The following is a 23,960-nucleotide window of genomic DNA, read 5'->3' on the forward strand; positions in this document are numbered from 1 at the left end:
TACCCGACTTTTCGTCACTTTTACAGTTCGAGAGACATATTTAATCCCTTCAACACAATTTTCACCCTAGAGAGAAGATAACGGGCATGTTAAGTTAGTTCCCAGACCTCGTAATGCAACTGTTATCTTTTTCGTTACAGGGCGACCTCACGCATGACACGAAAGGAGTACCTACCATGGTGAAGAAGGCTTTTGGAGCTCTTCTGCTCGCAGCCCTTCCCCTGAGCGCTACGCTCGTAGGCTGCTCCGATAGCAGTGCCGCCAAGGGGGCGAATCCGGAAAACGCCGGCTCTCAGTCGAAAATGGAGACCTCTGCTCCACTGCCTCCAGTTCCTAGTGATGCCGAGCTGCAGCAGACCACTGAACCGAATTCAGATTCCTCGCTGACTGAGACGAACGACAGTCTAGTATCTCGTCCGACCACGTCATCGAGCACCGAGATCGTTGAGGATCCGTACCTTCCACCGCAGGCGTACATCCCCCCGACTTCCACAAGCTCAAGTGCGACAACTCCGACGTCGACGACATCGACACCTCCGACGACCACGGAGACCACAGAGCCCACCTCTGACGACATATCTTCGCCGACGCCCAGCAAGCCGGTGCCACTGCTACCGGAAGATAACTCGGAAAAGCCGAACGACAGTCTTCCGGAAGGCGATGGTGGTGCAGCAGCTGAGCCGAATCCGCCTTCATCGCAGGCGCAGTCCCAGTCGGGTACGCAAACCACAACTCCGTCCGAGACTCCTCAGAAGACTCCTTCGAAGGAGCCGACATCCCCGAAGGAGCCGACACCTCCGAAGGACCAGACCCCTTCGACGGAGAAGGACACCACTGGCGGCAATGGGGCTAGCAATAGCAAGATTTCCCCAATCCCGGAAAAGCCGAAGGACTCCGGATTCCTGGGAAATCTCTTCGATAACGACGAGGACTAACCCACCCGCGGGACGGTCGCGACAAAGACGGTTGCCCCGTCTTGGCGCGCAGTCAGCTCAATATCGACTGCGTCGACAGCCGGAACCCAGGCCGCATGGCCGCTGGGAACCTCAACCACGGAGTCGTCGTGACGCAACGCCACCGTGCCCGCTGTAGACAACACAACCGTGGCGGATTCTTCGTCGAGCAGAACATGTTCGCCCGGCTCCAGATCCCGCGAACGAAGGCGAAACTCGCGCACCGGCGCGTCATAGTCATTCCAGCCATCATCGGTCAGCCGCGACTGCAGCACCGGATCTGGCAGCGGTCGGAAAGAGAGCACGCGCAGTAGCTCCACGACATCGACGTGCTTAGAGGTCAGCCCTCCGCGCAGCACGTTGTCGGAGTTGGCCATGATTTCCACGCCCATGCCATTGAGGTAAGCATGCAGCTGTCCAGCACCAAGGTAGATGGCTTCGCCCGGCTGTAAGCGAAGGCGATTAAGCAGCATCGACCCCAGGACTCCCGGGTCCCCCGGATACTTTCGAGCCAGTTCGCAAGTGGTCTCGGCTACTCGCGAGAACTCCTCGTCATCGCCACTGTAATCCGCGCACTTGGCAGCCACGGCCTCGACCAGCTCATCGAGGACATCCTGGGGCAACGTCAACCACGTTGTAAACAATGCCCGCAGAGCACTCTCGTCATCGGCGGCATCGAGCAGTCCCATGTAGTGGTCGAGCTCCGGTACCGCCAGCGTCGCGAGCAACTCCTTCGTGCGCTCCACCGGGCGGAATCCGGCCAACGCGTCGAAGGTAGTCAGGGCGACAATAAGTTCCGGCTTGTGGTTGTTGTCCCGGTAATTGCGGAAATGTGCAGTGGCCGGAATGCCCTCCGCATTTTCGCGTGCAAATCCCTCCTGAGCTTCTGCCAAGGTGGGGTGTGCCTGCAGCGATAGCGGTTCATCAGCTGCGAGCAGCTTCAACAGGAACGGCAGCCTGCCGTTGTCGGTGTCAATTGCATATCCGAGCGCAGCTGCCGGATCCTGCGCAATGAGCTCATCCAGCGGCGTGCCGGCGACCGTGGCCGATGCCAGTGCATGCGCACCAAACCACAGTTCCGCCCAGGGCTTCGATGTGGGAGCGTCCGCACCGGTGATTCTCGCCAAATGTGTACGAGACCCCCAGGGGTACGACTGCAGCACGGGGTCTAGCAGCTCCATGCCCGTATCACTCCTCTAATAGTCACTTCTGGCGCGAGCACGCCAATCTCACCGAAGGCCCAAAAGCCTTCGGTGACACCCGGCGATTACGCAGAAAACGCCGCAATCGCACCAACTCTGGCTGCAGCAACACATACTTCAACCAATGGATGATGAGTCTCCGCATCGAGCGCAGGGCACTCCACACGAGCCCATCCAACCTCGCCGTAGTGGTCCCGGTAGTGGCCCACATTGTTCGGCGCAGCTAAAACAATCGCCCCCAACGGTAGCACTGTCGCCCCTTCATCCCCACCATCAATAAACGGGTCATAGAAAATATCGCGGTTTTCCTGGGGTTCTGCAGCGAGCAACGCGCCCACGCTAAGAGACAATTCGCTTATCGACGACGCTGCCGAGACCACGCCTGCCTCAAGCATCTGTAACGATGCCAGTTCCGCTACCGGTGCCAGCGCCGAGGTCGTCGACACTGCAAGCATTCTGCGGCCTGCCACCCACTGCGCTACCTGCCGCGCGGGGTTAACTGTTTCATCTCGCTGCGGAGCACAGGCAGCAATATCGGCGTCCACCGCATCAGCGACTTCCTCCACTACCCCGGCCGGAGCCAGGGCGGTGGCACCACATTCGGTGAGCGCGCTGGAGATGGCACCGACATAGGCGGTAAAGGACGCGGACTCCGCCATCGCCGGGCGCGGAACCACAACCGTATCGGGGCTACCGGCGGCACGCAGTGGCCCTTCACCGGGATCCACCACGACCGTGGCAGCACCTCGCCTATCAGCTTCAGCCAGAGCTGCCCCCAGTGGGCTGCCGGGGTTGTCGTCACAGACTATGACCAAGTCGAGGGCACCGACATAACTGGGCAACTGATGCGCAATTACCACCGGGCAGCGGATGTCGTCGGCAAGCGCGCGCACGGATTCGGCGGCGCGCTGCGCCCGACGATTTCCCACGAGGATGACCGCACTGCGTGGCAGTGGAAGTTGAGCAAACGCTCCCCCGCGAGTCGCGGAGGCAGCAGCTCTGAGACCTGCACCGGCAGTGGCCATACGGTAGAACAGGGCCTCTTGGCGCGGGTTATGGGAGGAGTCGAATGACGAGGTCATACTCCCAAGCATGCCTGAAAACGGGCGCGTGGGGTTGATTAACCGCGGATGATGCCGAGAACTTCGTCGACAAGAGCGTCGACCTCAGCACGCGTCGGAGCCTCGACGTTCAGACGCAGCAGCGGCTCCGTATTGGAGGCCCGGACGTTGAACCACGCCTTGGAGTCCGCCAGCTCAATGGTCAGGCCATCCATCCAGTCCGAGGACTCCGTGCGATCGGCAAACGCGGCCTCGATTTCCTTCTGCTTGGCCTGCTGCTCCTCGGCACTACCCAGGCGGGAGTTAATCTCACCGGAGGCCTCGTAGCGGTTGTACTCGGCCATGAATTCACTCAGCGGCTTATCCTGCTCGGCCAGTGCGGCCAGGACATGCATGGCAGCCAGCATGCCGGAGTCTGCGTTGAAGAATTCCTTGAAGTAGTAGTGCGCTGAATGCTCGCCACCAAAAACAGCACTGTGCTCGGCCATTTGCGCCTTAATAAAGGAGTGCCCAACACGGGTACGAACCGGGGTTCCGCCGTTTTCCACAATCATCTCCGGCACGACGTGCGATGTGATCAGGTTATGGATGATAGCCGCACCCGGGTTCTGCTCCAGGTAGCGGGTGGTCACCAACGCACAGATGGCCGATGGGCTGACCGGGTTGCCCTTCTCGTCGACGACGAAGCAGCGGTCAGCGTCGCCATCGAAGGCAATACCGATGTCTGCGCCCTGCTCCACCGTAAACTTCTGTAGGTCAACGAGGTTGGCGGGCTCCAATGGATTGGCCTCGTGATTCGGGAAGTTGCCGTCGAGCTCAAAGTAGAGATCAGCAACATCCATGTCTTCTCCGAGCACTGCCGGAACTGTCAGTCCCCCCATACCGTTACCGGCATCGACTGCAACCTTCAGGCGACGGCCGGAGCGAATGTCGACCAGCCCATGGAGGAACGCCGCGTAATCCTGCAGAACATCTTCACGATCAATTTCGCCCGGAGTGCCGGTGTACTCCGGAATTCCGTCGACAAGCAGGTCCTTAATCTGAGCAAGCCCTGTCTCCTGCCCGATTGGGCGGGCCAGCGAACGGCACATCTTGATGCCGTTGTATTCAGCTGGGTTGTGGCTGGCAGTGAACATCGCGCCCGGGCATTCCCTTACTCCGGAGGCGAAATACAGCTCGTCCGTAGAGGTCAGGCCGAGCAGGGTGACATTGAGCCCCTGCGCTGCCGCGCCATCGGCGAAACTAGCCGCCAACTCCGGCGAGGACTCACGCATATCGTGGCCAACTACGGCACGCGTTGCGCCCTCTGAACGCATGATGTGCCCAAAGGCGGCGCCGATGGCTCCGACAAGGTCCGCGTCGATGCCCTCACCGACAACACCGCGCACGTCATAGGCCTTGATGACGGCATCCAAATCGGGACGATTGTAAGTGCCCACGAAAAACCTCTCTGGGTAAGTATCAGTGTTGTGAAAAATGATACTAGCCGCAGAGAGGCTCTCACAAAGAAATGCCGCGGCAAGATGGCATGAGCTGGGGCACGGCGCCCGCCCCGTTAGTCGTCCGAATCCTCCGGATCGCGAACTACATGCAGGTGACCGCGCGCGGATTTCCGCGTCGACGGGTGACGGCTGGAATCAATCTTGTAGGTCTGAGGACGGTTGTCGACCTCATCCCGCAGCACCAGGCCAGTCGCGTTGCGGCCAGCTTCACGGACAGCTTCCGCCAATGCGGTCAAATCATCATCGTCCTGGGCGGGCGTCGGCACGTCGTAACGCACGAGCTCCCAACCCAGCGGTGCGGTGATGGAACGCGCGTGCTTCTCACAGAGATCCCAGCTATGCGGTTCGGACGCGGCGGCGAGCGGACCCACCACAGCCGTCGACTCCGCGTAGGCATACGTCAACGTAGCTACGGCAGGTTTGCCACAGCCGGGCCGGCAACAACGTCTAAAAACACTCACGGCATCAAAGTCTAGACCCTAACTTTAAGTTTCGATAGTTTTTCTCCCACTCCGGGCGTTTTTCGCTTTCCGACGCTCCCCCGGGGCACCCCAGCCTTACCCAGCAAACCCGCGACATGGCCGAAAGTTGACCTCACCCACGTTGACAGGCCGACCGATTATGCTCAACAAATATGAATTCATCGGCTTATACTCCGCGCTCGTTGCGACGCTCACTGCGACGCGGTCGCGGACCTCGGGGACCTCTGTTGCCGCCGGAAGTACCTCGTTGGAAGAGCCGTTCAGAAGCTTTTGACCAGGCGGTTATTGACGCCTATGCCCCATTGGATCAGCGCTGGTCCCGACAACTGTCGCACCTGGACATCGCCATCGATACGATTCCTCGCATGCAGTTGCGCCCGGACATGTACTTCCCGGAAGAGGTTGTCGCTGACGGACCTGTCCCACTGGGACGGCTTATCCCTGCTGGCATTGACCGCGTAGGCAACCCCACCCGCCCCTGCGTAGTAGTGTTCCGCCGCCCCATTGAGCGCCGTGTGTCGGGTCGAGTGGAACTGGACCAGATGCTGCAATATGTACTGACCCGCCTGGTGGCGGTATATCTGGGCATTGATCCGGTTGAGGTGGACCCTAGTTTCGACGAGAACTTCCTGTAGAAAGCTCTCTTCTAAGGAGCTCCCTAGAGAGCGGGGAAAAACTCGTTCACCGAAAAATCCCCCAGGGGTTTACCCCAAGGGAGACTGTGGCATTGCGCGCACACGAAAACTAGCCGCGCGGTTCTAGCCAATCTGCCGCTTCAAACGGCGACGCTCACGCTCAGAGAGGCCACCCCAAATACCGAAGCGCTCATCATGCTCGAGAGCAAACTCCAGGCATTCATCTCGCACACCACAAGCACGACAAATACGCTTTGCTTCGCGAGTGGATCCACCCTTCTCAGGGAAGAAAGCTTCTGGATCAGTCTGGGCACACAGAGCCTGCTCCTGCCAGTCCTGATCGACGGCTTCAAACAACCCCGAAAGGTCATCTGCCCACTCTGTCAACGGCCGAGGCTGGTTTTCAGAGGAGCTATCGTTCACAGCGATGTCACCCGCATTCGTCTCACTATCCACAGCAGAGCCGCCATCAAACATGCTGGACTTTTCCATGCCGAGGGCCTCCTGATGGTTGTTGCTGCGGGTCTTTAAATTGGGCTTAGTGTGTGAAACACACATTTGTGATTACACACGTGTAACCCACCATCGGTCAAGCCGAGTAGAGAATTTGCCCCAATACTTTTCATTGCCCCTGAAGCCCCTCCCCCCGCGTTGGGGATTAAGTTCAGGTTGAAGGATGGCGCCTGAACCCTAAACCTGTCACCTGAACTCAACCACATTCGCCACATGCCTCTCACCAGCAACTTTGGCGACACTTCGGCAATTCTAATCAGATATTGCCGACAAAAGTCTGACACGCCGAAGGCTGCAGACTAGACATCCGTCGAAAAACGTACTCCGTGATCGGGAATCTGGACGCCCGGCCACACGCGCATGCCGTTGACCAATTCACAGCGGGCGCCAATGACAGCACCTTCGCCGATAATTGCATCACTAATGACTGTCCTCGGACCGATATCGGCACCATCGGCAATCACAGAGCGCTCGATAACAGCACCGGCGCCAATGCGTGCGCCGTCGAAAATCACTGACTGATCAATCCGGGCACCCGCACCAATCTCCGCGCCACGGCCAACAACAGAGCCACCGTAGAGGAGAGCACCGCCACCAATCGACGCGGATTCGTCGACAAGCGCCTCACCGTGCTGACCCTCCAGAAGTGGAGATGGAGCGATACCACGGACCAGGTCGGAGGAACCGCGGACGAAGTCACCCGGAGTACCCATGTCGCGCCAGTAGGCATAATCAACGTGACCGTAGACGTTCATACCGCGGTCGAGCAGCGCTGGGAAGATCTCACGCTCAACACTGATAGGGCGACCAGCCGGGATGGACTCGATGATCTCGCGACGGAACACGTAGATGCCGGCGTTAATCTGATCGGTCGGCGGATCCTGGGTCTTCTCCAGGAACTCCAGGACACGGCCGTCCTCATCGGTTGGCACACACCCGAACGCGCGCGGATCCGGCACCCGCACGAGGTGCATCGTGACGTCGGCATCTTTTTCCGCATGAGTCCCCAGCACCGCGCACAAGTCGGTACCGCCGAGGACATCGCCATTGAAAATCATCGCGGTGTCATAGCGCAGTTTGTCCAAGACGTTACGGATACCACCACCGGTACCAAGTGGCTCAGACTCAAAAACATATTCAATCTCTAGACCCAAATCCGAGCCGTCGCCGAAGTGCTCTTCAAATACTTCAGCTCGGTAGGATGTGCCCAACACCACATGCTTCATGCCGGCAGCACGAATGCGACCCAGCAAATGCTCCAGGAACGGATGTCCTGCTGTGGGCAGCATCGGCTTCGGCGTATTCACAGTGAGTGGACGCAGACGCGTACCTTGTCCGCCGACCAGAATGACAGCGTCAGTCTGTTCAGCCAACTTGGCTCCCGCCTGCTGTGCAGCATCCGTTCCCGGCTGGAAAGTGGAGCCATGCCCAGCACTCGGACGAACTTCGGTAGTCATGAAATCGGTAACTTTCTTCGATGGATTATTCCAACAGTTAATTAATTCCTACGCTTCTTGACAGCGATTATGGCTTTGCCACGCAGGAATAGCCCTAAACGCAGCGCCAACCGTACAGGGGCCAGTGTCGGCCCCGGCAGGCGATCTGACATGAAGCGATATGCCGACTCGTGATGCGCCTTTACGGTGATTTCTGGGTGCTTACTGGCCGAATGGCCCTGCGCGTGACGGATCTCTGCGCGGGGACAGAAGATATTGCTCCACCCCGCCTTGCCCAGACGGTCGCCCAAGTCCACGTCCTCCATATACATGAAGTAGCGGGTATCAAAGCCATCGATTTGGTCGAACGCATCCCACCGCAGCAGCAGACATGCCCCCGACAACCATCCCGCCGGACGCTCACGATCCATATCTGCGTCGTCCCGGTAGCGACGCGAGAACGGATTAGTCGGCCAAATATCAGCTAGCAGCGCATGCCCGATACCACTGACCAATTTAGGAACCGCGCGTGCCGACGGGTACACGGTGCCATCCGCCTCGCGAATCAGCGGACCAACCGCTCCGGCTCTGGGATTGCGCTGCGCGCATTCCAACAGGGCATCGATTGCGCCAGGTGCAAAGACCACGTCAGGGTTGACCAGCATGACGTAGTCCGGATTAATTTCACCAGCACGGCGAGCCCGCCCCAGCTCCGCAATGCCACGGTTTGCGGCCGCACCATAGCCAATGTTGCCACCGGTGCGCAGAAGCTGAACTTCTGCTCCGGTCTCCTTGGCCCGAGCTTCTTCCTTTTCCACAGAACCGTCCGTCGAGCCGTTATCGGCCATGATTAGACGCGTGGAGGCGCTGGCGGCGGGGCCCAGCGAATCCACCAGCTTGCTCAGGTGCTCGCCGGGCGAAAAGGTCACGGTGACCACACCGAGCGGAAGCTGCGAGGGTTGCGGAGAATTCGAGGTTACGTTCACAAATCTAGACCCTAGGCCAGGACTGAACGCAAAGTGTCCTGCCACTCCGGAAGTGGCTTTAGACCTGCCTCACTCCACGCGGAACCATCCAACACAGACCAGGCTGGACGCGGTGCTGGACGCGGGAACTCGCTGCTTGCGCAAGCCACCACGCGCTGTGGATTATGGCCGGTGAGCCGAAACACTTCGCGAGCCACCTCGAACCATGTCGCCTCGCCACTGCCCGTGACATGGAAGGTGCCGGTCGGTGCGCTGCTCGGTTCGGACAACACGCGTTCGGTTAACTCCCAGATGGCTCCGGCAAGGTCACCGACGAAGGTGGGGTTACCATGCTGATCGTCAACGACCTTAATAACTGCCGGATTGCCTTTGTCATCAGTTGCCGTCTCCGCCAGACGCATCATCGTGGAGACAAAGTCCTTGGCCTCCGGCTGTGTAGGGCCCGACCAGACCCACGCCGTGCGCAGAATAGCGAACCGAGCACCCGAATCGCGCACATTGTTCTCCCCCACTAACTTGGTGCGGCCGTACATAGTCTGTGGCGCAGTGAAATCATCGACTCGCAGCGCCCGGCGTTGCTCCGTCATCTCATTGATTGCTACATCGCCGAAGACATAGTCAGTGGAGACCTGAATAAGATACGCATCTTCCTTTTTCGCTCGAGCCGCCAAGTACTTCGGTCCGAGTGCATTGACCAGGTGGGCTGAACCGGGGTTGGATTCTGCGCCATCGACATCGGTCGCCGCTGCCGCGTTTATGATGACATCGACGTCGTCAAGCAAAGGCGTCGACTCCACGGCGTCCGAGTCAGCGATGTCCAACTGTGCCCGAGTGAGCGCGCGCACCTCAATATCAGCGGTGAAAGCGTCACGCTGAAGCGCAGTGCCCAGCTGTCCAGCAGCGCCAACAATGGCGACAATGGGACGCTGTGAGTTGCAGCAGGTTCGTTCGTTAGTGGCGAAATGCGAGACTGAGGTTTCAGACATATTCTTCTTTATCACTATCGTAGATACGATTGACACTGTGTTGAGATGCAACCGGACACGGATTGACACTGTGTTGAGGTGCCACCGCACACGGTTGGACGGTTAAGGTTTATGTAGTTTCCGCAGCTGCTGACTGCCCCTCCACGAGGTGTGGAACGCCCACGCAGACACGCAGCACGAATTATATTTTTACAGACGGTTAGAGGAGCCCCGGTTTGAGCAGCCACACGCCACGCGCGCGTCACGCACGCGATATTCAAGCGCCACCGTCCTCTGCAGAGAGTACAGCCCAAGCTTGGCCGCCGATGCTGCGCAATACACTTGTGCTGCTCTCGGCCATTATTCTGGTTATTTCCGCAGTTGGTTGGTGGACAGTCGGTAGGACCACCGACAATTTGGGTTCAGGTGGCGACTTCGGTCTGGGCAGTGAGAAGGACGGTGCAACTGATATTCTGCTCGTCGGTTCAGACTCCCGCGCCGATGCCCAGGGAAACCCGCTGACCCCAGAAGAAGTTGAACTTCTGCGTGCCGGCGACGAAGAAGCCACGAATACAGACACGATTATTGTGATTCGTGTTCCTGCCGATGGCTCTTCAGCGACGGCTATTTCCATTCCGCGCGATACCTATGTCCACACCAATCGCCTGGGCAACACAAAAATTAATGGCGTCTACGGCAACACGAAGCAGCTGGTGGAAGAGGAACTCGCGGGCAGTGGGGCATCGCCAGAAGAGATTGAGCGTCGCTCAACTGAGGCCGGACGTAGAGCTCTGATTGAAACCATTAGCGACCTAAGCGGTGTCACTGTTGACCACTACGCAGAAGTTGGTCTGCTCGGCTTTGTCCTGCTCACCGACGCCATCGGTGGTGTCGATGTGTGCCTGAATGAGGCTGTCTACGACGAGTTCTCGGGTGCAGACTTTCCGGCGGGCTCACAGACGTTGAAGGGTGCCGACGCGCTCTCATTCGTCCGCCAGCGCCACGGCCTGCCCCGCGGTGACCTCGACCGAATTACTCGCCAGCAGGTCTTCATGGCCTCGTTCACCAATAAGCTGCTCGGCGCTGGCACACTGTCCAATCCCGCGAAGCTGTCTGAACTGGGCAACGCTGTCCAGCGCTCAGTGGTGCTCGACGACAACTGGGATGTCACCGGATTTGCTACCCAGATGCAGGGCCTCAGTGGTGGCAACGTGAAGTTTGAAACTATCCCGGTGACCTCGATTGACGGTGTTGGTGACTATGGCGAGTCGGTGGTCACAATCGATAAGGGCCAAGTCCACCAGTACTTCGAGACCCTGCTGGGCACCAAGGAAGAAGAAGCTCCGACGAAGGAAGAAGACGATAAGAAGGCTGACCCCAACGCGGCTGAAACTACAGTCAGCGTTTACAACGCCACAGGCATTGAAGGTTTGGCCAGCGGCGTCTCAGGTTTCTTAACGGAAAAGGGCTACACCCAGGGAGAGGTCGGCAACGCTGAGTTCGCCGGCGTTGCCTCCAGCCAGATCAATGCGGCTGACCCAGAGGATCCGGCAGCTCAGGCCATTTCTGAAGCACTCGGTGGCGTACCGATTGTCCACGATCCATACCTCGATCCGCACCACATCTCAGTGACGATTGCCGGTGACTACGACGGCCCGGGATTGACTCCAGAGGGAATGGCCCCTGATTCGGGCGAGGGTGCCGAACCCGCACCTGAAGTCGAAGATGGTTCCAATGGCGACATCATCGGCCAAGAGGGCGGCGAAATTCCGCAGGAAGATCGCCCCGCTATTGACGCCGCTGGCGTGACCTGCGTGAACTAGGTCCGCCCCTTCGGGGAGACCTCAGCGACATGTTCGATGAGGTTATATTCCTCAATTGCGGCTAAGGACTCCTTGGCCTCCTGTTCGTCCAGCACGTTCATGATGAACCCGTTCTGGACGAACACCCAATCACCTGCCACCAGCTCAGGCACGTACATTGCCGAGCATTGCCGCTTCTGCCCCGCCATATCCACTGTCGCCATCGGCAGTGGACCATCGGCTATTGCCAAAACCCGGGCAGGAATTCCAAGACACATCGTGTTACTTCGTCCTCTCCGCTACAGTCGGGGCGTCCGCCGAACCACGGCTATCCGTTGTCATATTGTCCGCAGGTGCACCGGCATGTTCCTGCATCGTGAATGTCATCACTCCCGCAGGTGCCGAACTACACGGTAAGCACGGATCAGCGGCCCAGATGGACTTCTCGACCCCCGCAGCCTCCCCGCCGCCGCACAGCTGCTCGGTGAGCATACGAGTCAGCCAGGGTTCGTTCTGCGCAGTTGGTGTCATGATCTGACAATCCGTGATGATGCCGTCAGCCCCTGCCGTATAGCGATGCACTAACAGCCCACGCGGACCGTCAATCACCCCGACACCACTGCGATGCCCTTCAAAGTCAGCGTTCTCAATCGCTGTCGCGGCATTCGGATCGCACACATGCTCGCCGAGCAGTTCCCCGTCGGCAAGCACCCGCCTCGCCCAAGCCGCGGTGTCGGCGAGAAGCTGGCGTTGGGCGTCGCGTGGGCTCACCCCACGCTTATCGACGACAACCTGTCTGGAGACCGGCCCCACCCGGTAGAAATCGACCCGCTGACCTTCACAGCCATGTTTTCCCAGCTGCTTCGAGGCATCAAACACCGGTCTGGGAGCGGCATCGCCCGGACGGGATTCACGAACACGTGTGGGCCAATCAGCAGCCGGGAAAATCTCCGCCGCGGTATCGGTGTCATGCCGTGCGACTGCCAAGTAATTTCCCAGCGGCGCAAGCTCACCGTCGGCATCGACAACTGCCACATCGAGGCCGTCAAAAGTATCCGTCCAAGCATCAGGGGCATCGGGAGTGGGAAGAAGCTCCACTTCCTTGATTACCGCCGTCTCAGCCAGTACCTCCAGAGCAGTTTCTGCCTCAGAAACCAGCGCCTTATCCACTGTCGCGCGCACACCGCCGGGGACGGCGACATCCGGGAAGTGCGACGGTGCCCCCGCTGCACGCATCAGAGCTTTTCCGGCACGCTTCATTGCCCGCGCCCCCTCGCGGTCGACGGCCACAAATTTGGTCGCTAGATTATCCAAGGTCGACCCGGCCGCCAGCAGCTCTCGAATCAACTGTGCGGTTCGAGGAATGTCGGAGACCCCGTAGAGGTCCTCTACCGCCCGCACGCCTGCAAGATGATGCACAACCGGGCACAGGCCACACAGCCGCTTGGTGATATCTGGTACAGCCAGCGCCTGCTTGCCCACGAGCATCCCGTCGATACGCGGTAGCCCTGAAAGATCGAAGGACACCTGTGTGATGGCGCCGTTGTCATCGCGATAGACATCCAGTCGTGCCTCGAATGGGTCAACAAGCTCATCGAGCTGGATGTGCTGGGTAACCGGAACGGATTTGGATGACATGGTCCGCCTGCGCCTCCTTTGCGCTGAGTGCTTCGCCATAATGGTATCTGTGCATGAGCTTGGATTGTTGACCAGCGTGGTGGAAAAGATTGCCGAGGTCTGCCCGGGACGCACCGTGACAAAGGTGTCAATGCGTGTGGGCGACCGCTCCGGAGTCGTCTACGATTCCCTCATCGCCGCGTGGCCCGTGGCCAGTGCCGCGACGCAGTGTGAGGGCGCCGAGTTAGACGCCGAGCTCATTGTGTCGACGGTCTACTGCCCCACCTGCGAGGCCGAGCATGAGATCGATGAATTCTATGCTCTAACCTGCCCCGTCTGCGGCACCCCAACTGCGGATCTACGGCACGGCCGCGAGTTTGAAATCTCCAGTATTGAGGTCAACGCTGAGGGCGAGAGTTAGACGTCGCTGTCGCGCTCGTCGGCAAGCCAGCTGTCGATGAGCTCACGCGCAACCTCAGTCGCTTCCTCAATGCCGACAAGTGCCGTGTCGCTGAGCCCCACCACCATGTCAGCCGACTCGTAGACCACTCCCACCACACCGACGCGCGCAGGCTCCTGCCCCAACAGGCGCGCCGCGGTGAGCAAATCCAACAAGCCGACCTGGTGCGCGGACAGCTTTGCCGCCAATAGTCGAGGAATCTGGTCACCGACAAGCTTGACGACGGTACCGGGATCCCCCGGACCAGCGAGAGCGTCGAGCAGCAATAAGTTCTTGGCCTCCTGCACGAGGGGCAGCAACTCCATACCGCAGGTGCCGCCATCGATGTAGGCAACCGCACCCGTCCATTCGTCCCCTCGCCCGGCGATGTTCGCAGAATCATCGAGATTAGAGGGCGACCAGACCAAATGCGCAGAATCTCCGGCCTGAGTTGCCTGCCTCATGCCTGCAGATTCCAGTTCCGGAGCGAGGCGCCTCAGCAGTTCGAGACCAATGCCGTCGTCGCCCATGACGGGGTTGCCGATGCCAAGAACCGTCACCAACGGGGTTCCAGTATCGGCGCCGGTGACTGCGTCGGACGCCTTATCGTTACCCAATGATCTCCTATCCAATGCGTGGAGAGTCAACCGGTTGCGTGCCGCGCGGTAGCCAGACAGAGCCACCAATCATCGAGGACAGACCACCGTGATTGTGCACCGCATCGGAGCGGATGACCAGGTAAACGTGAATGACGGCGAAGAGCCAAATCAAGTACATGATGATTGTGTGAATCAGGCGGAAGTAACCGATGCCAATCCAGTGCGTGGGCATAGCCAACAGCTGGAAGAACCAGTTGGACTGATCCATCATCGCGTATAGCGACAAACCTGTGAGCATCTGGATGAAACACATCGCATAAATGCCGGTGTACGCCAGCTGCTGCAGCGGATTGTGAGCGAAGTAGAACGGCCCTTCCTTGCGCAGGAAGAGGTAGTACTGCATCGTGTGCCAGAGGTCTTTAACATCCTGCTTGTTATAAATCGGCCATAGCGCACGCCATCGGGTTTGTCGGTCGTGGGTAACAAACAACAGAATGACACGCCACAGCCCCACCGCAATCCATAGGAATCCTGCTAAGAAGTGCGCGAAACGGACATATCCCATTGCGAATCCCGCTGCCGAACCGTCATAAGTACGCTCGGTCAAATAGGGCTGCATGATGTACCAGCCAGTAAAGGTCATCACCAACATCAGCGCCAGGTTCAACCAATGTTGAACGCGCAGCGCCCATCCCCACAGGTGAACCTCAACCCACGAACCGGAGCCTTTTTTATTCTCTGCAATGGCCTCGTCAAGTTTCCGCAGCCCCATTGCCACGAAACCTTCGAAGATGAAGTCTCCGATGATATTTCCGTCTTTGTCAATGGGAGCAAGTGCGACACCCATGCTGCGATGACCGCGGCCATGGTGCATGTTCGCGTTACGCCGAAGCAGAACGCCTTCCTCACGGGACATTGTGGAAGCCTCAACGACCGCATTCAATTCACCGCGCATGATGGCGACATCGACCGTTTGATCCGCAATGTTGAGACCGTGCACCTTGGCGATGGAGTAACGGCGATCCGGAGTGGCCGGGTCGTAGGAATCCGGAGTTAGTTTCATCAGTGGCGTGCCGTCGAGGTGGAAAAGATCGTCGCGACGACGACGCAAGCTGACCTTCAGCGCAAGGTCGACAGGATCGCGGGACTCGTCCGGGACAATTGCTGCGGCCTGAATGACCTCAGATGGCGACAACCAGTGGCTGGTGTGTGCGTCAATAACCGCAATAACCAGGGGGTTGCCCTTGGAATCTTTTAGTCGCAGTTCCGGATTTTCACTCACTGAGGGGGTCATGCCGTCGTCACCTTAAACATCTCCTGACCAGACGGATCCAAAACATGGACTGCGCAGGCCATACATGGGTCGAAGGAATGAATCGTACGAAGTGGCTCAAGCGGCTGCTCAGGATTGACCAGCGGATGCGTGCCATCGCCAGCCAGCGCGTGCTCGTACGGGCCAAGCTGCCCCTTGGGGTCACGGCCACCGGCCAGCCACGTGGTAGGAACCACGGCTTGGTAGTTGGTCACCTTGCCATTTTCGATTTTGACCCAGTGGCTGAGCATGCCACGAGCGACCTCGAGAAAGCCCACGCCCTGGCACTTTTCCGGCCACGAGGACGGCTCCCAACGGCTGTTGTCGAAGACATCAATATCGCCATTCTTCAAGGCCTCAACGAACTCTGGGAAAATGTGATCTGCCAAGTAATTGGCGGTAGTCACAGATTCCACGGCACGAGCGTAGGTGCGTCCCGCAGTGGAGTTCATCTGCTCAATGCGCAGGTCGAGCTTGTCCATAACCTCGTCGACCAGGCGCACCGTCTCCGACTCCTTCTGCAGGTACGCCAACAGCACACGTGCAACCGGGCCAACTTGAACAGCGCGACCGTCGTAACGCGGCGCCTTCGACCAGGTGTACTTTTCGTTGTCGGACAGCCACTCGTACGGCGGTTTCGGTCCGGTGTAGTTCACTGTGGTTTCACCGTCGTACGGCTTGAGGCCGACATCGTCGCCCGCTTCCTGCTTGTACCAGGCGGAGTTAATGAATTCCTCAATCTTCTCCGGCTGGAATGGGTGGAGCTTGGTGTAATCACCGTCGAGAATGACACCGGGCTTGATATTTGGATGCACGGTCTGGACACGGGACTTAGCCGGGTCGCCGGAGTAAGTGGCGCCAGCCATGCCGACCGCCAGGAAGCTGTCGGAGGAGCGACCGATGTCGAAGTAATCCTTGTAAACGCTCATGATGGCGACTGCATCTGGGTAGAAGCAGTCATTGACGAACTCCACGATCTCATCGATCCAGGACTTGATCTGGTCAATGCCGACTTGGTTGACCGTCTCCGAGCGTTCCGGGTCTATGGAGCACGCCATACCTCCGACCAGGAAGTTCGGGTGGGGATTCTTACCGCCAAATACGGTGTTAATGCGGATGATAGAGCGCTGGAAAGCCAAGGCGTCGAGGTAGTGCGACACTGCCATCAGGTTGGCCTCGGGCGGCAAGCGGTAGTCCTCATGCCCCCAGTAACCGCCGGTGAAGATGGACAGCTGGCCGGAGTCCACAATGCCCTGCACGGTTTCCTTGACTCGGGCGAAGGTTTCTTCGTTATTGCCCTTCCACGTCGAGCCGATCGACTGCGCGAACTCAACGGTCTTCTTCGGATCTGCCTCGAGAGCCTTCGTGACATCAATCCAGTCCAACCCGTGAAGATGGTAGAAGTGCACGACGTGGTCGTGAATCTCCTGCGAGCCAATCACCAGGTCGCGAATACGACGTGCCTGCGGGGGCGGTGTCGAGCCAATGGCATCTTCGACCGCAGCAATAGATGCCACCGAGTGAGTACCCGTGCACACACCACAGATACGACCAACGAACGCCCAGACATCGCGAGGATCGCGGTTTTTCACAATGGTTTCGATACCGCGGAACTGAGTGGTCTCACTCCACGCGGTTTTAATCTGGTCTCCCTCGCGTTCCAGCTCAATGCGAAGGTGTCCCTCGATTCGGGTAATCGGGTCAATTACAACTTTTTCCGTAGCCATGTCCTATGCCCTTAGTTGTCCTTCGAATCGGATGCTGTCTCACTCTGCGTGCCCGGTGAGTTTGAAGGAAGGTCGACCGTCGGAGGCTTCCGGCCTTCCACACCACCAAACGCAGCCAACACCTTTTCTTCGCCGTTGGAGCGCCTTATCTTCAGTTCCTTCACCAATGTGAGTCCGCCATGGACCGCGGTACCCGCAGCAGTAGCAGCCAGCAGTCCAACGCCGACCTTGTTCACACTGGACTCCACTCCAATACCCGGGATACCCGGCAGCTTGTTATAGAACGGAGTGAACTGGTCGAAGAAGTCCTTCTCAGTACAGCCAATACATGGGTGACCAGCACCGATTGGCCAGCCAGACTTGAGGTTCCACTGCACGATTGGACATGGGCTAAACGTGGATGGCCCCTTACAGCCGACCTCGTAAAGGCACCAGCCGTTGCGTGCACCCTCGTCATCGAAGGTTTTCACGAACTGACCGGCATCATAATGTGCGCGGCGCGGACAGGAGTCGTGAATACGCTGGTCGTAGGCAAACTTTGGCCGCCCCTCAGCGTCAACCTCCGGAGTCTTGCCATAAGTGAGCACGTACGTCAGAGTGGCCGTAATAACCTCACCAATCGGCGGGCAACCAGAGACGTTAATCACCGGCTTGTCCTTGATAATCTCATCGACGCCCTTAGCGCCGGTCGGATTCGGCTTAGCGGCCTGAACAGAACCCCAGACAGCACAGGCACCAACGGCCAGGATTGCCGTGGCCTTCTCAGCAGCCTCGAGCAGCACCTGTTCTGCCGACTTACCGCCGATGGTGCAGTACGCACCGTGCTCGCCGGTCGGGATCGAGCCATTGACCACCAGAATGTGGTCCTCAGCATTCATGTCATCCAAAGCCTTTTCGGCCGCGTGCCCGGACGGCGCCATGAGCAGCTCGTTATAGTCCATCGAAACTAAGTTCAGCACCACGTCTTCAGCAGTAGTGCCTCCGGAACGCAATACTGATTCCATACATCCGGTGCACTCCTGCAATTGCAACCAAGCCACCTTCGGCTTCTTTACAGCTGAGAGCTTGTCTGCGATTTCCTCCGCCGAGGGAGTCAGCGACTGCGCCGCGGCCTCACCGACATTCGGAGTTCCCGCGGCAAAAATTGCCGCCATGGTGCCACAAAACTTCATGAAACTGCGCCGTGAGACACCAGCTCTAGCGAGGTTGTCGCCGAGGGTGCCTTCCTGCCAATTCGCGCCACTAATCATTTTTTTCGCTGCGCCTTCTGCTTAGTTATTAGGAATATTGGTTTCGAGGTTTTACAACTACCCAGGCCCATTGCCCATACATGGCCGAGTATAGCGACCTAAGAACAACCTGAATAATGGTGCTGCGCTGCGGTTATAACAAAATAATATGCAAGATAACTGTTGCGTAAATATAGCTCCAGGTACAGGGAATGAACGTGAAAAACCGCGGCAGATTACGGCCGGATATCACCTATCCCCCACTAAGGTGGAGCGAAACGAGGGGGTGGCGGGACCGTCGTCAAGCATGCCGTAATGCCCCCATTGCTTCACGACGCCCCCCCCGGCGCGCGCTTAATCAACCAGCGCAGGGTTGACCCAACGGAGCCATTCGTCGATGCCCTCCCCGGTCTTAGCAGAGACCTCAATCACCTTCACCCCTGGATTGACCTTTTCCAGATTGGCGCGGAAGAGCTCCATGTCGAAGTCAAGGTACGGGGCAAGATCCATCTTGTTGATAACCACTACCTGCACAGAGCGGAACATCACCGGATACTTGACCGGCTTATCCTCACCTTCAGTAATGGAGTAGACCATTGCCTTGCGAGTCTCACCGACCTCAAACTCAGCCGGACAGACGAGGTTTCCCACATTTTCAATCATGACCAGGTCAAGCGTGTCCAGATTCAGCCCCTCGAGCGCGCGGGAGACCATGGGAGCATCCAAGTGGCATTCGCCACCGAATCCGTTGCCCGTGTTCAGCAGCGAAATCTGTGCCCCGTAGCCCTCCAGACGATCGGCATCGAGGGCCGTCTCAATATCGCCCTCGATAATGCCGACGCGCAGCTTGCCCTGCGCAGCCACCAGTGTCTTCTCCAACAGCGCGGTCTTGCCTGAACCCGGGGAGCTCATCAGGTTGATGGCCCCAACACCATGTTCGGCAAGCAGCTCGCGATTATGCTCCGCGCGGTGGTCGTTCTCGCTGAAGATGTCCTCGAGGATGGTCACGCGTTCCACACCAGTTTCATAACCCGAGTGGTCGCCGTGGCTGGTGTCATTGGGGTCGGCGAGATGAACGTGGTCCTGGCCGTGGTGGTGGTCATGGTCGTGGTCATGATGATGGTGGTGGTGTGCGTCATCGCCGTCGTGCCGGTGGAAACGTCCCATGATTAAACCGTCTTTCCTACTTGTGCGCGTCGACGTCGATGTCGACGATTGTGAACTCTTCCCCCGAGATTACGCGTCCGGGCTTTCCACACGTGGGGCACAGCAGACCGTCGAGTGGCCCGACCTGTTCGCGATGGCCGTGCGCGCATTCGACAACGGCAGGTACCCAGTCGATCTCTAACTTCGCGTGCCCCAAACCGGTATCGCGACTGACGAAATCCCACGCGTATGAAAGGGTTTCTGGAACAACCTGACGCAGAGCGCCTATCCGCAGGTGCACAGTGCGTACAGTTCGACCTTCGGCTGCTCTCGTGACAACCTTCGCCAACTGCATGCTCAACGCTACTTCGTGCACAATCTCCAAAGTAGCAGTGCGAACGGACCCGAGTCGCTTACGTAAAGTTGAACGCATGGAAAAGGCAGGCACGACCGGGGCGGGGATGGGCACGGGCATTCAACGCATTCGCTGGCGTATCGAAGGAATCGTCCAGGGGGTCGGATTCCGCCCTTTTGTGGCCACCATCGCCCGGCGCGCGGGTCTCGTCGGCTTCTGCGGCAATGATGAGCAGGGCGTATTCATCGAGGTAGAAGGCACGTCGGACGCCCTCGCTGCCTTCCGCCGCCAGCTTTTCACCGAACTGCCGGCGCTTGCCCGCATCATCAATCACTCCGCCGAGTACATCGCTGCGCTGGGCCGTGAGCGCGAGTTCACCATCGTGCGCTCTCGCCACAGCTACTCCGGCCGTGCGCTGCTTCCGCCCGACACCGCACTGTGCCCGGACTGCCGCCGTGAGTTCTTCGACCCTACCAACCCGCGCTACCTCTACCCTTTCATTTCCTGCACCAACTGCGGACCTCGTCTGTCCATCATCACTGAACTGCCCTACGACCGCCCGCACACCACTATGGCGGCTTTTCCAATGTGCACCCCGTGCGAGCGCGAATACACCGACCCGACCGATCGCCGCTATCACGCCCAGCCAATCAGCTGTTTCGACTGCGGACCGCATCTGAGCTGGCACGATGCAGGCGGCACCACCACCGCTACCTCCCGCGAGGAGGTTCTCGCACTCTTTCGTCGCGCACACGCGCTGCTTGACGACGGCGCCCTGCTCGCCGTCAAAGGTATTGGTGGTTTTCACCTGGTCTGCGATGCCGCCAACGACGCTGCCTGCGAGAAACTACGGATGCGCAAGCGTCGACCCGACAAACCGCTGGCGGTAATGGCTCCCACTGTTGACACCGCTGCCCAACTGGTTGAGTTAACTGAACAGGAGAAGCGTTTCCTCGACTCCCCTGAGGCACCGATTGTGATCGCGCCGAAGCAGCGGTCGGGGCCGCTTTCCGATCTCATCGCCCCTGGCCTCGACAGCTTCGGCATTATGCTTCCATACTCAGGCATTCACCTGTTGCTTTGCGATCGCCCGCTCGTGGTCACCAGCGGTAACCTCAGTGGCGAGCCCGTGTGCACCGACAATGACGACGCGCTGAAGAAGCTCGGTCACATCGCCGACGCTTTCATCCTCCACGACCGCGAAATCCACGTCCCCGTTGAAGATTCGGTTTTCATCGGCACCGCCCCATCGCGCCGGTCCCGTGGCTTCGCTCCCATCCCCGTTTCAATCACGGCCACCGATTCTCGTAGGCACACGGGCACTAGCACCGGCACCAGCGCCCGTAGTACGTCGCAACCCACCATTTTCGCGACTGGCGGGGAGCTGAAGAACACTTTCGCGATCGCGCATGGGGACCTCGTTCACGTCTCCGCACACATTGGTGACATGGGTTCGTGGACCAGTCAGAAGGCCTACCAGAGAGCAGTTGATCAGCTCCTTTCCATGCGTGACGCGACCCCGGATTTTGTCGTCTGCGACCTTCACCCGGACTACGCCACTACCGCCTTCGCCGAACGCTTCGCTGCCGAGCACGACATCGAACTGCTCTCGGTTCAACACCACTTCGCCCACGCGCTCTCCCTACTCGCCGAACACCGCCTCCTTTCCCCCAGTGCCGGTCACGCAGCCGTCGCTACCCTCGACGGCACCGGCTATGGCACTGATGGTTCCATCTGGGGCGGCGAGATCCTCACGCTCAGTCGCAGTTCCGCAAACTGGGAACGCACCTGGCACTGCCCCTCTTTCCCATTGGTAGGCGGCGATCGTGCAGTCACGCACCCGTGGCGGCTAGCCCTCGGTCTCGCGCACGAGTGGGAGCTTGACGACGACCGTCTCCTACGCAACCTCTCCAACGAACACGAAGTAGCCCTGGTCAAAAGCCAGCTGGCGACGGGAATTGGCACCGTGCAAACTTCGTCTCTAGGCCGCATATTCGATGCCGCCGCAGCTCTGCTGCTGCCTCGCTGGCGCGGTGGCGCGGCCATCAGCTACGAGGCGCAAGCGGCCATGGAGTTGGAGGCAGTGGCGACTCGCTACGTGAGGTCACATGCGGAAGCGCTCGGAGCGATCAGTTCAGAGACGAAGCCGGTGCCCCTCCAGGACGTCATTCGAGAGGCGGCAGCATCGCCTGACGCTGAGCAGGCCGCATTCTTGTTTCACAGTGGGGTTGCGGGCATCGTCGGCAAGCGATTGGTGCAGGCGGCGGAGGAAGCTGGAACCGATGTTGTCGGTGTCAGCGGGGGTTGCGCGAACAATGCGCTGTTAATGGAGTTGCTGCAGCGCGAAGTTACAGCTGAGGGCTTTACTCTGTTGCAGCATCAAATCGTGCCGCCGGGCGATGGCGGCTTGAGTCTTGGCCAGGCGGTGGCCGGTCGCCTGCTGGAGGCAACCGGCATGGATGTCTAGCAGATGCGCGGCAGCGGGTCGCCGACCAACATGTCCACCATGCGGGTGCCACCGAATCCGGTGACCAGCACCACGGAAGCGGCGGGCTCGTCCTCGATGGAGCCGATATCACGAGCCTCGGAAGCCCCGGCTGCGTGGAGCGCACTGAGCGCTGCCTCGGATTGCTCAGCCGGGACAACGGCGACGAAGGTGCCTTCATTGGCGACGTAGAGGGGGTCGATGCCGAGCATGTCACAGGCGCCACGGGTCATTTCACGGACTGCAATGGATTCGTCGTCAAGCACGACACCAAAACCGGTGCCACGGGCGAGCTCGTTGGCGACCGTGCCGAGGCCGCCGCGGGTGGCATCGCGCATCCAGCGAGTGCCGGGTGCAGCTTCAAGTAGCGCTTCGACCAGACCGTTGACTGCGCGGGTATCGGACTCGATAGGCGCGGCCAGAGCCAAGTCGCCGCGGGCGAGCATGACGGCCATGCCGTGATCGGCGATTGGACCGGAGACGAGGATGCGGTCTCCGGCCTCGATGTTTGCGTAGACAGATCCTTCCGTAGCGGCACCTGCGTAGTCGCCGCGGACCACGCCCACCCCGGCCGTGGTGATGTAGACCTGGTCACCTGCGCCCTTCGGCACAACCTTGGTGTCGCCGGCGACGATGCTCACCCCTGCCGCATCGGCAGCGGTGCGCATACTCGCCACGATGCGCCGGAGGGTCGCGATCTCCAGCCCCTCTTCCAGGATGAACGATGCGGTCAGCGCCAGCGGCCTGGCTCCGGCTACCGCCAGATCGTTGATTGTGCCGTTGACGGCCAAATCGCCGATGTTGCCGCCCGGGAACTCGATGGGATTGACCACGTAGGAGTCAGTGGACATTGCCAAACGCGCCCCGCCATGTGCAGAAGCTGTCGCAGCCTTGACGACGGCATCGGCAGCGAAGAGCCCGGAGTCGCCACCCTGCCCTAAAATTTCATTGCCATAGGCATCGAAAAAGACCTGTTCAACCAGAGCGGCGGATGCCTTTCCGCCGGAGCCGTGTTGCAGGGTGACGTAATCGTCGAGAAGCCTGAACGGACGCGCCCGAACGCGACCAATATTGGTGTTTACCTTGGCTTCGCTGGTGTTCAGACGATTCTTCGGCTGCATGCTCACTATCCCTAACTTCACAGCTGGTGGCGGACAAAACTGCTTGCGTCACTCGTCCTTCGAAAACGAGGCTCGCTGCTCCTGATGGTAGTCTCGATAAGTATTGCAAACGAGGAGAAGCGTATGTGTCTTGGTGTCCCCGCCGTCATCACAGAAGTCCACGATGCTGCCCGTGCAACAGTGGAAATTGGTGGCGTCGCACGCATGATTTCCACCGATTTACTTATTGACGAGAGCCTCACCGCAGGTGATTGGGTTCTCGTACATGTCGGTTTCGCCATGAGCAAGATCGACGAGGAAGAGGCCAGACTCTCGCTCCAGCAAATCAAACAGCTAGGTGGCGACGCTTACGAGGATGAGCTGGAATCCTTCTCATCGTCACAGATCAACTAA

At 59.2% G+C, this 23,960-nt stretch carries 23 protein-coding genes; 6 read left to right on the forward strand and 17 right to left on the reverse strand.

Annotation, left to right across the window (positions count from 1 at the left end; genetic code table 11):
• The first annotated feature begins 176 nt into the window (after positions 1–176).
• Complete coding sequence (locus HMPREF2847_RS00400; RefSeq protein ID WP_070851142.1) at positions 177–935, forward strand: hypothetical protein; 759 nt, start codon at positions 177–179, stop codon at positions 933–935.
• Here the strand turns inward: HMPREF2847_RS00400 and manA are convergent.
• The 4 genes from manA to HMPREF2847_RS00420 all read right to left on the reverse strand — a co-directional run bounded on the left by manA (position 932) and on the right by HMPREF2847_RS00420 (position 5,179).
• Entirely contained in the window at positions 932–2,134 is a 1,203-nt protein-coding gene (manA, locus tag HMPREF2847_RS00405) for a mannose-6-phosphate isomerase, class I (protein WP_049172794.1), read from the reverse strand. The two genes, HMPREF2847_RS00400 and manA, sit on opposite strands and share 4 nt — an antisense overlap.
• Positions 2,135–2,220: 86 nt before the next feature.
• Positions 2,221–3,237, reverse strand: a complete 1,017-nt coding sequence (locus HMPREF2847_RS00410) for a hypothetical protein (protein WP_070851143.1) — start codon at positions 3,235–3,237, stop codon at positions 2,221–2,223.
• A gap of 38 nt (positions 3,238–3,275) precedes the next feature.
• The gene (locus HMPREF2847_RS00415; RefSeq protein ID WP_083327278.1) at positions 3,276–4,655 is read right to left on the reverse strand and encodes a phosphomannomutase/phosphoglucomutase; all 1,380 of its coding nucleotides are present in this window, start codon (positions 4,653–4,655) and stop codon (positions 3,276–3,278) included.
• Positions 4,656–4,771: 116 nt separating this feature from the next.
• The gene (locus HMPREF2847_RS00420; protein ID WP_005509890.1) at positions 4,772–5,179 is read right to left on the reverse strand and encodes a DUF3499 domain-containing protein; all 408 of its coding nucleotides are present in this window, start codon (positions 5,177–5,179) and stop codon (positions 4,772–4,774) included.
• A gap of 173 nt (positions 5,180–5,352) precedes the next feature.
• Here HMPREF2847_RS00420 and HMPREF2847_RS00425 point away from each other — a divergent pair, with 173 nt between their 5' ends.
• Positions 5,353–5,835 (forward strand): metallopeptidase family protein, encoded by a 483-nt coding sequence (locus HMPREF2847_RS00425; protein WP_070851144.1) that lies wholly within the window; start codon positions 5,353–5,355, stop codon positions 5,833–5,835.
• A gap of 123 nt (positions 5,836–5,958) precedes the next feature.
• On the opposite strand, the gene HMPREF2847_RS00430 is transcribed toward HMPREF2847_RS00425, so the two are convergent.
• The 4 genes from HMPREF2847_RS00430 to rfbD form a co-directional block, all read right to left on the reverse strand.
• Positions 5,959–6,327 carry a WhiB family transcriptional regulator gene (locus HMPREF2847_RS00430; protein ID WP_005510060.1) on the reverse strand — a complete coding sequence of 123 codons (369 nt, stop codon included), beginning with the start codon at positions 6,325–6,327 and terminating at the stop codon, positions 5,959–5,961.
• A gap of 320 nt (positions 6,328–6,647) precedes the next feature.
• The gene (locus tag HMPREF2847_RS00435; RefSeq protein ID WP_083327279.1) at positions 6,648–7,805 is read right to left on the reverse strand and encodes a mannose-1-phosphate guanylyltransferase; all 1,158 of its coding nucleotides are present in this window, start codon (positions 7,803–7,805) and stop codon (positions 6,648–6,650) included.
• Between the two features lie 41 nt (positions 7,806–7,846).
• A complete protein-coding gene (locus HMPREF2847_RS00440) occupies positions 7,847–8,770 on the reverse strand; it encodes a glycosyltransferase family 2 protein (RefSeq protein ID WP_070851146.1) in 924 nt (307 codons plus the stop codon).
• Positions 8,771–8,781: 11 nt separating this feature from the next.
• Entirely contained in the window at positions 8,782–9,756 is a 975-nt protein-coding gene (gene rfbD, locus HMPREF2847_RS00445) for a dTDP-4-dehydrorhamnose reductase (RefSeq protein WP_048760855.1), read from the reverse strand.
• Between the two features lie 215 nt (positions 9,757–9,971).
• Between rfbD and HMPREF2847_RS00450 the strand changes: the two genes are divergently transcribed.
• Positions 9,972–11,558 (forward strand): LCP family protein, encoded by a 1,587-nt coding sequence (locus tag HMPREF2847_RS00450; protein ID WP_070851147.1) that lies wholly within the window; start codon positions 9,972–9,974, stop codon positions 11,556–11,558.
• Here HMPREF2847_RS00450 and HMPREF2847_RS00455 read toward each other — a convergent pair.
• Together HMPREF2847_RS00455 and HMPREF2847_RS00460 are read right to left on the reverse strand one after the other, a co-directional pair.
• On the reverse strand, positions 11,555–11,815 hold the full coding sequence (locus HMPREF2847_RS00455; RefSeq protein WP_049172782.1) for a HypC/HybG/HupF family hydrogenase formation chaperone: 261 nt from the start codon (positions 11,813–11,815) through the stop codon (positions 11,555–11,557). The genes HMPREF2847_RS00450 and HMPREF2847_RS00455 overlap by 4 nt on opposite strands.
• Before the next feature lie 4 nt (positions 11,816–11,819).
• Entirely contained in the window at positions 11,820–13,175 is a 1,356-nt protein-coding gene (locus HMPREF2847_RS00460; protein ID WP_070851149.1) for a nickel-dependent hydrogenase large subunit, read from the reverse strand.
• Between the two features lie 40 nt (positions 13,176–13,215).
• Between HMPREF2847_RS00460 and HMPREF2847_RS00465 the strand changes: the two genes are divergently transcribed.
• Complete coding sequence (locus HMPREF2847_RS00465) at positions 13,216–13,575, forward strand: hydrogenase maturation nickel metallochaperone HypA/HybF (RefSeq protein WP_187271236.1); 360 nt, start codon at positions 13,216–13,218, stop codon at positions 13,573–13,575.
• Here HMPREF2847_RS00465 and HMPREF2847_RS00470 read toward each other — a convergent pair.
• The 6 genes from HMPREF2847_RS00470 to HMPREF2847_RS11165 all read right to left on the reverse strand — a co-directional run bounded on the left by HMPREF2847_RS00470 (position 13,572) and on the right by HMPREF2847_RS11165 (position 19,961).
• Positions 13,572–14,156, reverse strand: a complete 585-nt coding sequence (locus tag HMPREF2847_RS00470; protein ID WP_070851223.1) for a hydrogenase maturation protease — start codon at positions 14,154–14,156, stop codon at positions 13,572–13,574. The genes HMPREF2847_RS00465 and HMPREF2847_RS00470 overlap by 4 nt on opposite strands.
• Positions 14,157–14,217: 61 nt before the next feature.
• Positions 14,218–15,486, reverse strand: a complete 1,269-nt coding sequence (gene cybH, locus HMPREF2847_RS00475) for a Ni/Fe-hydrogenase, b-type cytochrome subunit (protein WP_048731710.1) — start codon at positions 15,484–15,486, stop codon at positions 14,218–14,220.
• Complete coding sequence (locus tag HMPREF2847_RS00480; RefSeq protein ID WP_070851151.1) at positions 15,483–17,231, reverse strand: nickel-dependent hydrogenase large subunit; 1,749 nt, start codon at positions 17,229–17,231, stop codon at positions 15,483–15,485. Before HMPREF2847_RS00480 ends, cybH begins: the two co-directional genes overlap by 4 nt.
• A gap of 11 nt (positions 17,232–17,242) precedes the next feature.
• Entirely contained in the window at positions 17,243–18,481 is a 1,239-nt protein-coding gene (locus HMPREF2847_RS00485; RefSeq protein ID WP_070851153.1) for a hydrogenase small subunit, read from the reverse strand.
• A gap of 333 nt (positions 18,482–18,814) precedes the next feature.
• A complete protein-coding gene (gene hypB / locus HMPREF2847_RS00490; RefSeq protein ID WP_070851155.1) occupies positions 18,815–19,627 on the reverse strand; it encodes a hydrogenase nickel incorporation protein HypB in 813 nt (270 codons plus the stop codon).
• Positions 19,628–19,643: 16 nt separating this feature from the next.
• A complete protein-coding gene (locus HMPREF2847_RS11165) occupies positions 19,644–19,961 on the reverse strand; it encodes a hydrogenase maturation nickel metallochaperone HypA (protein WP_241482030.1) in 318 nt (105 codons plus the stop codon).
• A gap of 76 nt (positions 19,962–20,037) precedes the next feature.
• On the opposite strand from HMPREF2847_RS11165, the gene hypF reads away from it, so the two are divergent.
• Positions 20,038–22,428 (forward strand): carbamoyltransferase HypF, encoded by a 2,391-nt coding sequence (gene hypF, locus HMPREF2847_RS00500; protein WP_083327280.1) that lies wholly within the window; start codon positions 20,038–20,040, stop codon positions 22,426–22,428.
• On the opposite strand, the gene hypE is transcribed toward hypF, so the two are convergent.
• Positions 22,425–23,567 carry a hydrogenase expression/formation protein HypE gene (gene hypE, locus HMPREF2847_RS00505; RefSeq protein WP_070851161.1) on the reverse strand — a complete coding sequence of 381 codons (1,143 nt, stop codon included), beginning with the start codon at positions 23,565–23,567 and terminating at the stop codon, positions 22,425–22,427. The genes hypF and hypE overlap by 4 nt on opposite strands.
• A 123-nt stretch (positions 23,568–23,690) precedes the next feature.
• On the opposite strand from hypE, the gene HMPREF2847_RS00510 reads away from it, so the two are divergent.
• Complete coding sequence (locus tag HMPREF2847_RS00510; RefSeq protein ID WP_016422179.1) at positions 23,691–23,960, forward strand: HypC/HybG/HupF family hydrogenase formation chaperone; 270 nt, start codon at positions 23,691–23,693, stop codon at positions 23,958–23,960.

Origin of the sequence: Corynebacterium sp. HMSC074C03, assembly GCF_001838285.1 — a bacterium.
GTDB lineage: Bacteria > Actinomycetota > Actinomycetes > Mycobacteriales > Mycobacteriaceae > Corynebacterium > Corynebacterium amycolatum.